Here is a 13,469-nt window from a genome sequence, read left to right as displayed (position 1 = left end):
TAATGCTGTTCATTGAATGCCCCAATATATTGAGGCGAGAAAAGTTTGGCAAATAAGCGAGGAGGATTTGTCTATTTTGGACAACTAGGCAGGGCAATCAGATAAAAACAGGTCGTTTAAGACGTTTTTAGAAAGGTGCTTCTACACCTTGTTTTCTGAGTTGTCGCTATCTGATACGGTTTTTTGGGCTGCTGCTTTTTGAGCCGCTTTCCATTCTCGCATCTCTTCATAGTAAGTATCCCACACACAAGGAGTGCAAGATGATTCACAACATTCCCATTCTTCTGGTCTAGTGGGTTTTTCAGCCATGACATCCTCTCTTGAATTCGCCATTTCTTGCTTACACATAGTAAAACAGCCGTTATTGAAAAACAAAAAAACCGCCCCTTATTTTGCTAAGAAAACGGTTTTTTTGTAAATATAATTTAGCCCTGTAAGTTAGGCTATTTGGGCGTTTAGCCTAACTAAACAAGACCCTATATATCTAGGTAATCCATGATACCTTCAGCCGCTTTTCGACCTTCATCAATGGCAGTTACCACTAGGTCAGAACCTCGAACCATGTCACCACCAGCAAAGATTTTTTCGTTGGTTGTTTGGTACATGAACTTATTGCACTTAGGTGCAATAACACGTCCGCGAGCATCTGTATCTATACCAAATTTCTCAAACCATGGCGCTGGACTTGGCTGGAAGCCAAAGGCAACCAATACTGCATCAGCAGGTAGAATTTCTTCACTACCTTCAACCACTTCAGCTGAGCGACGACCGTTTTCGTCTGGCTCACCCATTTGAGTTTGAACAACCTTGATGCCTTCTACCTTACCATCACCCACAATTTCAACAGGCTGGCGATTAAATAGGAAATTTACACCTTCTTCTTTGGCGTTTTGTACTTCTTTACGTGAACCCGGCATATTCTCTTCATCACGACGATAAGCACAATGAACAGACTTAGCACCTTGACGAATAGAAGTACGGTTACAGTCCATGGCAGTATCACCACCACCGAGTACAATCACTTTTTTGCCTTTCAAGTTAACAAAGTCTTCTTCGTTTTCTTGGAAGCCGAGATTCTTATTCACATTAGATACAAGGAAATCTAGTGCATCATGTACACCTGGTAGGTCTTCACCTGGGAAGCCACCTTTCATGTACTTATAAGTACCCATGCCTAGGAATACCGCATCGTATTCTTCAAGCACATGCTCAAACGGAACATCATCACCGACAGACGTACCCAAAACGAACTCTACGCCCATTTCTTCAAACACTTCACGACGACGAGTCATAACCGTCTTTTCAAGTTTAAACTCAGGAATACCAAAGGTTAACAAACCACCGATTTCTGGGTTTTTATCAAAAACAACTGGCTTAACACCGTTACGCACTAGGATATCAGCACAAGCAAGGCCTGCAGGTCCAGCACCGACAATCGCCACTGTTTTATCAACAGGGACCACTTTCGACATATCAGGACGCCAGCCTAAAGCAAAGGCCGTATCAGTAATGTATTTTTCAACTGAGCCGATTGTCACCGCACCAAAGCCACCTTCACCTAAGGTACAAGCACCTTCGCAAAGACGGTCTTGAGGACACACTCGACCACAAACTTCAGGCAAAGAGTTAGTCTGGTGACTCAGCTCTGCCGCTTCTAAAATATTGCCTTCACTGACGAGTTTTAACCAGTTAGGAATATAGTTGTGAACGGGACATTTCCATTCGCAATATGGGTTACCACACTCAAGACAACGGTGAGACTGTTCTTTTGCCGCTGGTTCTTCAAACGGCTTATAAATCTCAACAAACTGACCTTTACGTGTGATTAAAGGTTTTTTACTCGGATCTTCGCGATCCACTTCAACGAATTGAAATACGTTGTTTAAACGCCCAGTCATAAGCGGCATCTCCTATGGTCCTTGTTATCAGTTTTACCGTAACAAGTAACACTTTAAATTGTAGATTGGATAAACGAGGAGCCTAGCGTTTAGGCTCCAACACAAAGTTAGCGATTTATTCTGGACGCTCACGTGTATTATCAAGTAATGCACCTAAGCTCGCTGCTTTCGGTTTAACCAACCAGAACTTACCTATGTAGTCATAGAAGTTGTCTAGGATTTCATGGCCCCATTCACTTCCCGTTTCTGCAACATAACCCTCAATCACTGTACGTAAGTGAGAACGGTATTCTTCTGTTAACTCAGTGCCAATACGGTGGATCTCAACCAATTCATGGTTGTACTTATCTACAAAAGTACGATCCATATCCAGTACATAAGCAAAACCACCTGTCATACCTGCACCAAAGTTATGGCCAGTATTACCCAGAATGGTGACAGAACCACCAGTCATATATTCACAACAGTGATCGCCCGCACCTTCAACTACCGCATGGGCACCTGAGTTACGCACGGCAAAACGTTCGCCTGCTGTTCCGGCTGCAAATAACTTACCGCCAGTGGCGCCGTATAGGCAGGTATTACCGATAATGGCACTGTCTTGTGATTTGAATTCAGATGCTTTCGGTGGACGCACTACAAGCTTACCGCCTGTCATGCCTTTACCTACGTAGTCGTTAGCATCACCTTCTAGGTACATGTTAAGACCACCGGCATTCCAAACGCCGAAACTTTGACCCGCTGTACCAGTCAATTTAAGGGTAAGCGGTACATCATTCATGCCCTGATTACCATAGCGTTTAGCAATCTCACCGGATAAACGGCCACCGATAGAACGGTCACAGTTAGTCACGTTAAAGGCAAATTCACCACCTTCTTTCTCTTCGATCACCCCTTTAACCGCTTCCCACATTTTAAGTGCGTGTTCACCCTTATCGTGTGGTGGGTTTAATGGGATTTCACAGTACTGTGGTTTATCAGCAGGAATCAAATCATTATTTAGAATCGGAGTCAGATCCAAGCCAGCTTGCTTGTCGTTCTCACCGTCTAAAATGGTTAATAAGTCAGTACGGCCGATCAGGTCTTGTAGCGTCGCAACGCCTAACTTAGCCAACCATTGGCGTGTATCTTCTGCCATGAATAGGAAGAAGTTCTTGATCATGTCCACGGTACCCAAGAAGTAGTCATCACGTAGATGCTGATCTTGAGTTGCGACACCAGTCGCACAGTTATTTAGGTGACAGATACGTAGGAATTTACAACCCATAGCAACCATAGGTGTGGTACCAAAGCCAAAGCTTTCAGCGCCTAAGATAGCCGCTTTAACGACATCTAAACCTGTTTTTAGGCCACCGTCTGTTTGTAGACGAATCTTGCCACGTAGATCGTTAGCACGAAGTGCTTGTTGTGCTTCCGCTAAACCTAATTCCCATGGAGAACCCGCATGGCGAATAGAAGTAAGCGGCGACGCAGCAGTACCACCGTCATAGCCTGAAATAGTAATCAAGTCTGCATAGGCTTTTGCAACACCTGCAGCGATTGTTCCCACACCCGGTTCAGATACTAGCTTCACAGAAACGAGTGCTTCTGGGTTTACCTGTTTCAAGTCAAAAATCAGCTGAGCTAAATCTTCGATTGAATAAATATCATGGTGCGGAGGAGGCGAGATCAGTGTCACACCAGGAACCGCATAACGCAGACGCGCAATCAGACCATTTACTTTACCACCAGGTAACTGACCACCTTCACCTGGTTTAGCACCCTGTGCCACTTTAATCTGAAGTACTTCAGCATTAACCAAGTATTCGGGCGTCACACCAAAACGGCCTGAGGCAATTTGCTTAATCTTAGAGCGACGTTCTGTACCGTGACGGGATGCATCTTCACCACCTTCACCAGAGTTAGAACGACAACCTAGCTCGTTCATTGCTTGCGCCAGTGCTTCGTGAGCTTCTGGAGACAAGGCCCCTAAGGACATACCCGCTGAGTCAAAACGTTTTAAAATAGCATCAGCAGATTCAACCGAATCAAGCTCAATTGGCTTAGCATCATCAGAGATAGCAAATAAGTCACGCAACATAGAAGCGGGACGATTATTGACTAGATCCGTGTATTTCTCGAAATCTTTAAATTCACCGCTTTTCACTGCCGCCTGCAGATTACGAACCACATCTGGATTAAAGGCATGGTACTCAGCATCATGAACATACTTAAGGTAACCACCCTGTTCGATCGGCTTACGCTGTTTCCATGCATTCACAGCAATACGTGCTTGCTCTGCTTGGAAGTCAACGAACTTAGCTCCTTGAATTCGGCTAGCAACCCCTTTAAAGCAAAGGTCGATTACTTCTTGTGCCAAACCAACTGCTTCAAATAATTGCGCACCACGGTAAGAAGCGACAGTCGAAATACCCATCTTAGATAGGATTTTCATCAAACCTTTGTTAATACCCTTACGGTAGTTTGAATGGCAGCTAATTGGGTTACCTAACACTTCACCGTTATCAATCATGTCGTTGATCAAACGGAAACTTAGGTATGGATAAACTGCCGTGGCACCAAAACCTAACAAGACAGCAAATTGATGCGGGTCACGAGCAAAACCAGTATCACAAATGATATTAGTGTCACAACGTAAACCAGCTTGTGTTAAATGGTGATGCACTGCACCTGTCGCCATAGGCGCAGGAATTGGCAGCATGCCTTTTTCAATATCACGATCTGTCAGTACAACAATCACAGCGCCGTTTAATACGGCTTCTTCAGCACCTGTTTGCAAGTTTTTAATCGCTTGCTCTAGGCTAACATCATCTGGATTATAATTAGTGTTTAGACGTACCAAACGGAATCTGTAGTCATCCATTGCCAATAAACGGCTGAACTTACGCGGCGATAATATCGGCGAAGACATGATGATACGGTTTGCGTGTTTTGGTGTTTCTTCAAACAGATTACGTTCACGACCAATACAAGTTTCCAACGACATAACAATAGATTCACGTAGTGGATCGATTGGCGGGTTGGTTACCTGAGCAAACTTCTGTCTGAAGTAATCAGTAACAGGACGTGTACGACTAGACATAACAGCCATTGGCGTATCATCACCCATGGAGCCTGTCGCTTCGTGTCCACTTTCTGCTAGTGGGCGGAAGATCTGTTCACGTTCTTCAAAGCTTACTTGGAACATTTTTTGATATTCAAGCATCTCTTCTGAAGTGAAGTGTTCAAATTCTTGCTTAGACTCAACCAAAAGAGATTCGATACGAATCGACTCTTGCTTCAGCCATTTCTTATAAGGATGAGCGACTTTCAAACGGCTATCGATATCAGCTGTATGCAGTACTTTACCTGTTTGCGTATCAACCACTAGCATTTGACCAGGGCCAACGCGTCCTTTAGCTACAACATCTTCAGGTTTGTAGTTATAAGTACCAATTTCAGATGCGACTGTCATGTAACCATTTTTAGTCATAACCCAACGTGCTGGACGCAGGCCATTACGGTCAAGCATACATACCGCATGGCGGCCGTCAGACATAACTAAGCCCGCTGGGCCATCCCAAGGTTCCATGTGCATTGAATTGTATTCATAGAAAGCACGTAGATCTGGGTCCATGTTTTCCACGTTCTGCCATGCAGGTGGAATAATCATGCGTGCCGCACGGAAGATATCCATGCCGCCAGTAACCAACAATTCCAGCATGTTATCCATAGAAGAAGAGTCAGAACCTGTGGTATTTACCAAAGGTTTTAGTTCTTCCATTTCAGGGATAAGAGGCGAAAGTAGTTTGCTAGAACGAGCCAAAGCCCAGTTACGGTTACCATCAATCGTATTGATCTCACCGTTATGTGCAACCATACGGAAAGGCTGCGCCAATGGCCATTTAGGCAAGGTGTTAGTCGAGAACCTTTGGTGGAATACACAGATAGCTGTCTGCATACGCTCATCACCTAAGTCCTTATAGAAAGACGGTAGGTCAACAGGCATCATCAGACCTTTATAAGACAGAACCTTGTCAGATAAAGAACAGATGTAAAAGTTTTCATATTGAGTCAATGCAATTTCAGCACGGCGACGAGCAACAAATAAACGAGTCGCAAACGTACGAGCATCCATACGGTTACTATCAATAATAACCTGCTCAATTCGAGGTAGACAATCAATCGCAATCTCACCAAGACAAGCAGGGTCAGTTGGCACTTCACGCCAACCCACTAGCTTCAAGCCTTGATCTTGCAAAGTTTTACTTAAGACATCACGCTGCTCATTTGCCAGGGCTTCTTCCTGATCCAAGAACACCATACCCACACCGTACAAATCAGATAGGGTGTGATTAAACAGTTTATGTGATTCTTCGCGTAAAAAACCATCAGGTTTCTGGATTAATAAACCACAACCATCACCTGTTTTTCCATCTGCCGCGATACCACCACGGTGTGTCATACAAGTTAATGACTCAATGGCTGTTTTCAACAAATCGTGACTAGCATCGCCTTCCATATGAGCGATCAAACCAAAGCCACAGTTGTCTTTGAACTCACCAGGACGGTAAAGACCTGTATTCATACGCCAACTCCCACAAAATATAAACGTAAAAAACTAGATTAGAATTCTTTGAAGATATCGCTGACTGTATCGCAATATCTTTGTGCTGGCTGACTGACTCATTTTAAGAATGAGAATGACTGTCGATAAAAATTGCCAACTATAATTTGATGGCCATAGTACCTTGCAAACCCAGCATGCTCAAATTGGCGAAATCAAAGTTTCTGTTATTTTATAGGGATTTAGGGGTGTTTTAATGACAGAAAGCAGCAAAAGAAAGCATTTTATCTGGTGAGCTTTTTGCTCAGCAGAAAATTATTCTGTTCGTACAGAAATTTCAGTGGAAAATGGTTTTTTCTGTCGTTTACAGCAGATTATTGCTTATTTTTGGTAAATAAAGGGCGTTTTTGATTAAAAACCATACGATTTTGAGGTAAGAATCAGTTGATCGCCCTGTTTAGAGCAAAGATTTAGAGCATTTAAGATGTGATTACTGAGCTTTACGTATATCCTGCTGAATTCCACGTAATCCTCTAGCCCAAGGGGTTAAAGCACGTAAATCTCTTGGTAAAGCCTCAATTCCGGCAATCGCTTGGCTTCGATTACGGTATAAACCGTAAACAACAACAAACCATTCTCGACCATTATGTACTGTTTCAAAGTAGGAAAGGCCATCAAGACTACCCTGATCCCGAATAAAATCCTTCACGGTAGACAAGGTATGTGTACCTAATAGCTGTAAAGTATAACGGTTTGGGTTTTGCCCTAATAACCAAGAGGTTTTATCAAATCTATCTGCCTGTACATTCGATACAGCACTTTCTTGCTGGATCGGTTTCGCCGCGACTCTTGGCTGGGTGTTTTTAACAATCGGTGCGGCAACAACACTGGTACTTCTACCTTGAGTCGTCAACACACTAGGTTGGGTAGCCTTAGGCTCTGTGCTTTTAGCCGTCGCAACATTGGTATTGGCCAATGCTTGAGTTGCTAATGTTTTAGCCGTGGAGGCAATACTGGTATCCGTGGTTTTCTTTGGCTCTACCTTAGGCGCCACTCTGGCATCCATAGGAATTGGTGGCAAAGAAATCGCTTTGTTATTTTCCAGCCCTCTTTGTACCTGCTCAATTTTCGCTATGGTAGAAGAGGTTCGAGTTTGGTTGCTACTCAGTTGAGTACTACTCGTTAGAGGAATAACTTTTCCTGTCGTTTGTGTGCTGCTATTAGAGTCAGAATCATTAAAGATAACTGTAATAAGAATTGCCAGCATAACAACCGACAAGAGCGCCATGTGGACAAGCGGAAAACCTAGCCCCAAACCTAAACTAAAGTTGAACTTACTCTTTTCAGCCCCTTTCCCCATTAAGCGTCGGGCAACTTGGTTAATCGCACCAGGATAACCTGCTGATTCTTGGAAAATCGCTTTTAACTGACGCTCATTAAACGGCAGATTAATTTCACCTCCAATACTCCGCACTCTATGTAATAAATATGCTTGGGTTTGCTCAAAACTATAAGGAGCAAGGCTCTGGGAGTGGCTCAATTGGTCGAAGCGAGATTTTTGGTAAGTATCGAGGTTTCTTTGTATCGGCTGTTCACTAAAGAGAACGACATGAGGAACCGCTTGGTTTTCGTTAGCTAATGCAATCATATCTAATAGCATGGTTACCGCATCAGTATTTAACTCATGAGCATTATCTATTAGTAGTAAGACACTTTGGCCAACTTGTTCTCTGTCTTTAGCAAACTTTAATAAAGGCCCGAAGCTTGAATCTATGGTTAAGCCATTAACACCTTCGGGGAAACCTTTATATATATTTTCTAACAGTTGCCCTGCTGTCATCAGCATGCCGCCTTTTACACGACTGATAATCGCAATATCAGACTGTTGGCGGGCAAACTCTTCCATAAAGGCTGTTTTACCACTACCTTTAACGCCTTCAACAACAAACAGCATAGAGCTATAACGGCTTAGGTGTTCTAGTAAGGCAAGTTGTTGATTTCGCTCTTCAGTGGCAAAGTAGGGAGCAGACATTGAGGCGAAAGGGTCTCTCAGCATAACCTTAGGCTGCTGATCTAATGCTTCGTCTAAATCAAACTGAAAACTTGATTCAGCCATTCGTCCCCTTGCTAATCCTCTGCAATACTTATCCCAATACCTTTTATGTTATTGATTGGCTGAATTCTAACGCATCATTTACACCACTTTCAAACATCGCCATTGGAAAGTCAGATGTTACCATGGCATCACCCAGCGCTTTAACAAGCACCAAACGCAAACTACCATCAAGCACCTTTTTATCAACCAACATGCAACGCATAAAAGATTCAAGCGTCATGTCTGTTGGCGGTAAAGTTGGTAAGCCTGCTGCTTTCAAAATAGCTTGGCTACGGACCAAATCTTCATCTGATAGATTGCCCATACGCCAAGATAAATCTAGCGCCATCATGGTGCCAGCCGCAACAGCTTCACCGTGAAGCCAAACACCATAACCCATTTCTGTTTCTATCGCATGACCATAGGTGTGACCTAGATTCAAAATAGCGCGAATACCATTCTCTTTTTCGTCTTGAGCAACAACATTGGCTTTAGCAGCACAAGATCGATAAATCGCATCACTAATATGCTCTTGAGATAAAGCCATCAATGAATCCATATTGACCTCAAGCCAATCAAAGAACTCAAGATCACAAATCATACCGTACTTAATGACTTCAGCCATACCGGCAGACAATTCTCTTTTCGGTAAACTCAATAGAGAATCAGTATCTATGATCACAGCTTGTGGCTGATGGAAAGCCCCAATCATGTTTTTACCTAGCGCGTGGTTAACGCCTGTTTTCCCACCAACGGATGAATCGACTTGAGACAACAAGGTAGTTGGCACTTGAACAAAGTTCACGCCCCTTTGATAAGTCGCAGCAGCATAACCCGCCATATCACCAATAACGCCGCCACCTAAAGCAACAATCGTCGTCGTACGATTATGACGAACTTCTAACAAGCGTGTCATGATCATTTCATAGGTGGTTAAAGTTTTATAACTTTCACCATCAGGCAAAATACAAGTATCAACTTGATAGTCATCAGCCAATAGTGAAACCAAGGACTCCAAATACAAAGGTGCTACGGTTTCATTCGTGACTATCATGACTTGTTTGCCTTTTATCGCATCTGCAAACAACTCTTTTTTATGACGTACACCAGCGCCGATATAAATAGGGTAACTACGATCACCAAGATCGACATTCAAGGTTCGCATTAACAAGCACTCTCTTTATGTAAGTGACGCTTTATTGCATCTAAAACTTTATTAGCAACCACTTTTGGGTTACGGGAATCAGTTTCAACAATCAAACCTGCCACATCACGATACAAGGGATCACGCAGTTTAAATAGATTCGTTAAAACTTGTTTAGGATTACCGTTTTGTAATAGCGGCCTATGATTACTTTTTGAAGTACGAGATAGTTGCTGTGCAACAGACGCATACAGGTAAACTACTAAGCCACCTTTGCGTAAAATATCGCGATTCTCGTCTCGCATAACAGCACCACCGCCTGTCGCCATGACGATAGCAGAACCATATTCTTGGGTTAGATCATGTAAGGCTTGAGTTTCACGTCGACGGAAACCATCTTCACCTTCTTTATCGAAAATCCATGGGATATCAGCCCCAGCATTTTCTTCGATAACTCGGTCGGAATCAAAAAACTCACGACCAAGCGATTGTGACAATAAACGACCTATCGTCGTTTTTCCGGCGCCCATAGGGCCAACCAGAATGATATTGGGGGCATTATTCATTATGTTCAAATACATCAGAATTAAACAGAGATAGGCCTTAGCCTAGTAATAAGACATTTGTAGCAGTTTTGGGGTAATAAATACAAGTAATTCGACTTTTTCTTGCCTTTGAGTCTGTTGCCGAAACAAGGCACCCACTAAAGGTAAGTCCCCCAAAAATGGAACTTTACTCATACTCTCCCATACCTCATCCCTATATATACCACCCAGAATTAATGTTTCTTCGTTACCCACAACAACTTGAGTATTAATTCGGTTGGTTTCGATACTAGGTACGCCGTTATACATTTCTCCGACTGCATCCTGATGTATTTTCAAACTCAGCTGCACCTTGTTCCCTTTTTTAACAAATGGGATAACTTCTAAAGTGAGACCAGCTTGTTTAAACTCAACACGCGTCCCGTCATCATCCGTAGTTTGGTAAGGCACCTCTGTACCTGATTCGATACGAGCCATTTGCCCTTCGGCGGTCACTATTTTAGGTTCAGAGACGATATTCGCTAAACCATTAGACTCTAGAAAACTTAGGTTTAATGCCAACAGATCATCACTTTTTGTTACGGCAAATGATAATCCAGAGGTCGCGCTAGTCGTTGCTAAATCAACAAGGCCTTCAGCGGTCGATAAGGTGTCACCAAGCATTTGCCCCTGCCACTGTACACCTATCTGTTTCTCAGAAGCATTTTGCACTTGCGCAATACGCGCACTTATTTCTATTTGCCTTACGGGAGAGTCAAGCCAAGTAATAGTGTCTTCAAGTGCTTGCAGAGGCTTACAACTACGACTCACAATAGAATTGGTTCTTCTATCAAATGAGGTGACCAAGTTTGGATAGAGAAGCTTCAGATGCTGGCTGACCTTCTCAGCTAATGCATGTTCCAGATGCCAAAAACGAGTAGTACAGGCCACATGATTTTCATTTTGCCGTTCAAATGTGGATGCTTGATTATCAGGTGTCAGTCTTTGCGGCATCAGGATCGCCGTATTTTCTGACCAAGTTAAATCTAACTTATGTTGAGTCGCAATCGCTTGCATCAGCTCATGCCAATCAACTCCAGTTAAAGACAAACTTAAGTTTGATTGGACCGCAGGACTTAGCATAATGCTATTACCCGTTTCTGCAGCGAGCCAAGGTAAGAAATCTTGAATGTTTTTATCTTTCACCTGCACATCCATAGCCGAAATATGCATGCTAAATAAGCTGAAAAACAGAGTTAAATAAAGCTTAGATATCATCCTCCTGCCTCTCATATCGAAACGCTATTTGGGATGCAGCATCGGTGTTGCTCTGTGCATTTCGCTCTAGGTTGAGATCTAACTTTAAGCTCACATCAGTAAAGTCAGCCCTATTCAAATAGTTCAATACAAGATCGGATTGCGTATAGTCAGCTGAGAAGGCGTTAACATATTGCTGTCGAAAAGTAGCTTGTGTATCGTTTAGTGATACCAGATTAGCCGCTAAAGCAGGTATCCAATCACCTACCTTAAGAGTCATATTTATCTCTTCAATACGCATTTTAAGAAGATGCCTATCCTGCCATTTTAATGCCGCAAGTACTTCAATGTCTTTTGGCCATGTTTGATAAAGTCGATTAGGTAACGGCTGGTATTTTTTCACAGCAAACTTCTTAGGAACGAATTGCAGCTGTAGATTCATATCTAACAAACCATTTTCTAACCAATAAATTTGCTCATAATTAGGCCTTAATGAATACTGATCGAATAGCTTATTCAATACCAACATCCACTCCCTATAACTAGAAACACCTTGCAAAGAAATATAAAACAGCAAGGGCGCAGCCCCTCTCTCATTGTTATTGAATCCCTCTTTATTAAAGAAATCAGGCCTTTCAGTTTCTGCCTGCCAAGTTAGCCAAGAGTAGCTTTCCAACCAAGTGGGCTGATTGGATTTATCCAGTAGGTTTTGCAGCGTCTCACTTTGTCTCAGTACTTTTTTTTGATGCTGCTCTATGGCCAAGGTTTCCTCTTTTAAACTAGTAAAGCTTGGATACCAAGCCAAACTCGCCAAGATAAAAATGGTTATGGCGGCCACCAAACTAATGGGCGGCCAAACAAAGGCCTTCATCTGAATCGGGGAATTGCCAGAAGCCCTTACAAAAGGCTTTTCATCGCTGTTGGATCTGAATAACAACATTTAGAACACTCCTTGTTCTTGTCGCCGGATATTTTTGTTCAATATCTTCAAGATTAATAGGCTGCTGCCACTCATCCATAAGTGTCAGCTCTACATTTTTCCATTTTTGTTGCCAACTAGAAAACCCTGTTAGCAACTGCTCACTATCGATACTAATCCCTAACCATGAAGTATTTTTTTCATTTGAGATTGAATTTATACGTATGTCTAAAGGTAAAATCTGCATCATCTTTTTGGCGATAATACTGGCTTGATTAGGGCTCACTTTCGCCAAGGTCACACTATTGTATTGAGTCTGTTCAAGATGAAAAGCCGCCTTATCCAAACGCTGCTTTTCAGACTCAAAGCTAAAGAGTAAAACCAGCTGAGAGACAAAAACCAAACACAACAAAGCCACCCAACGACGCGCATATTGTGAAGCGGTAAAATTTGTTTGTTTAAAGCTAGGCTTGATGCTTAAGCTGGCCAGCTGTTTATGCGGGTGTTTCATAGTGTGATTCAGTAGTAATTGCTGACAATCTTGTTGGGGAATAAGCCCCTTAAAGCGCGATACTTTGGGGAGTTGTTCACTTATAAAATCATAGATGCCTTTGGGCGCGGTTGTCACACTAAGTTGCCACTCATCATCTTGTCCATTAACCCTATAGCGATAGCAAACTCGCTCGGGAGCTAAATGACTGACTTCAGATGCTAAAGCCAAGGCTGCGAGACTTTTAACTTGACGAGAATCGGTTAAGGGAAGCAGAGTTTCTATTGACCTGATCCAAGCATCCGGCACAAGCAAAAACACTTGGCAGAAAGGGGATGTCAGCAACTTTCTTTCTTGCTTGTTTAAATCAAGGCAAACATCTTGAGACAGATACTCATCCATCGACAAGTGTAAACTTTGTTGCAATAACAGCAAATCCGCTAATGATTTATAGCCTTGTTTGTTATTAAGGCTTAAATCATAAAAACAAATGCCTTCAGGTAAACACACCAGTAGGTAGTACTTTGTTAACCACATAATCCATCCTTGAATTTTGTGTTAATTCATAATCGTGTTTATTTACTGGCCACTCCTAG

At 42.7% G+C, this 13,469-nt stretch carries 9 protein-coding genes; all 9 read right to left on the bottom strand.

The annotated features are described in order from the left end of the window. Positions 1-141: 141 nt before the first annotated feature. The 9 genes from Q0A08_RS17470 to Q0A08_RS17430 all read right to left on the bottom strand — a co-directional run bounded on the left by Q0A08_RS17470 (position 142) and on the right by Q0A08_RS17430 (position 13,410). The gene (locus tag Q0A08_RS17470; protein WP_238326160.1) at positions 142-375 is read right to left on the bottom strand and encodes an oxidoreductase-like domain-containing protein; all 234 of its coding nucleotides are present in this window, start codon (positions 373-375) and stop codon (positions 142-144) included. 101 nt (positions 376-476) lie between these two features. Continuing rightward, entirely contained in the window at positions 477-1,898 is a 1,422-nt protein-coding gene (locus Q0A08_RS17465) for a glutamate synthase subunit beta (RefSeq protein ID WP_046015970.1), read from the bottom strand. Between the two features lie 115 nt (positions 1,899-2,013). Beyond that, positions 2,014-6,465 carry a glutamate synthase large subunit gene (gene gltB, locus Q0A08_RS17460; protein ID WP_438462748.1) on the bottom strand — a complete coding sequence of 1,484 codons (4,452 nt, stop codon included), beginning with the start codon at positions 6,463-6,465 and terminating at the stop codon, positions 2,014-2,016. A gap of 469 nt (positions 6,466-6,934) precedes the next feature. Next, complete coding sequence (locus tag Q0A08_RS17455; protein WP_438462747.1) at positions 6,935-8,560, bottom strand: AAA family ATPase; 1,626 nt, start codon at positions 8,558-8,560, stop codon at positions 6,935-6,937. A gap of 43 nt (positions 8,561-8,603) precedes the next feature. Further along, the gene (aroB, locus tag Q0A08_RS17450) at positions 8,604-9,704 is read right to left on the bottom strand and encodes a 3-dehydroquinate synthase (protein ID WP_438462746.1); all 1,101 of its coding nucleotides are present in this window, start codon (positions 9,702-9,704) and stop codon (positions 8,604-8,606) included. Next, positions 9,704-10,249 carry a shikimate kinase AroK gene (aroK, locus tag Q0A08_RS17445; protein ID WP_438462745.1) on the bottom strand — a complete coding sequence of 182 codons (546 nt, stop codon included), beginning with the start codon at positions 10,247-10,249 and terminating at the stop codon, positions 9,704-9,706. Before aroK ends, aroB begins: the two co-directional genes overlap by 1 nt. A 42-nt stretch (positions 10,250-10,291) precedes the next feature. After that, entirely contained in the window at positions 10,292-11,485 is a 1,194-nt protein-coding gene (locus Q0A08_RS17440; protein WP_438462744.1) for a type II and III secretion system protein, read from the bottom strand. Beyond that, complete coding sequence (locus Q0A08_RS17435) at positions 11,475-12,404, bottom strand: hypothetical protein (protein ID WP_438462743.1); 930 nt, start codon at positions 12,402-12,404, stop codon at positions 11,475-11,477. The genes Q0A08_RS17440 and Q0A08_RS17435 overlap by 11 nt, the downstream gene beginning before the upstream one ends. Then, the gene (locus Q0A08_RS17430) at positions 12,376-13,410 is read right to left on the bottom strand and encodes a hypothetical protein (protein WP_438462742.1); all 1,035 of its coding nucleotides are present in this window, start codon (positions 13,408-13,410) and stop codon (positions 12,376-12,378) included. The genes Q0A08_RS17435 and Q0A08_RS17430 overlap by 29 nt, the downstream gene beginning before the upstream one ends. Positions 13,411-13,469 lie beyond the last annotated feature (59 nt).

It is taken from the genome of Marinomonas sp. PE14-40 (genome assembly GCF_051623805.1).
Lineage (GTDB): Bacteria > Pseudomonadota > Gammaproteobacteria > Pseudomonadales > Marinomonadaceae > Marinomonas.
This window is presented reverse-complemented; position numbering and strand designations above follow the sequence as displayed.

Excerpts from the sequence above, each read along its gene's own strand:
- Q0A08_RS17440 (WP_438462744.1), bottom strand. The coding sequence starts at position 11,485 with ATGATATCTAAGCTTTATTTAACTCTGTTTTTCAGCTTATTTAGCATG.
- Q0A08_RS17430 (WP_438462742.1), bottom strand. The coding sequence starts at position 13,410 with ATGTGGTTAACAAAGTACTACCTACTGGTGTGTTTACCTGAAGGCATT.
- Q0A08_RS17455 (WP_438462747.1), bottom strand. The coding sequence starts at position 8,560 with ATGGCTGAATCAAGTTTTCAGTTTGATTTAGACGAAGCATTAGATCAG.
- Q0A08_RS17465 (WP_046015970.1), bottom strand. The coding sequence starts at position 1,898 with ATGACTGGGCGTTTAAACAACGTATTTCAATTCGTTGAAGTGGATCGC.
- aroK (WP_438462745.1), bottom strand. The coding sequence starts at position 10,249 with ATGAATAATGCCCCCAATATCATTCTGGTTGGCCCTATGGGCGCCGGA.
- aroB (WP_438462746.1), bottom strand. The coding sequence starts at position 9,704 with ATGCGAACCTTGAATGTCGATCTTGGTGATCGTAGTTACCCTATTTAT.
- Q0A08_RS17435 (WP_438462743.1), bottom strand. The coding sequence starts at position 12,404 with ATGTTGTTATTCAGATCCAACAGCGATGAAAAGCCTTTTGTAAGGGCT.
- gltB (WP_438462748.1), bottom strand. The coding sequence starts at position 6,465 with ATGAATACAGGTCTTTACCGTCCTGGTGAGTTCAAAGACAACTGTGGC.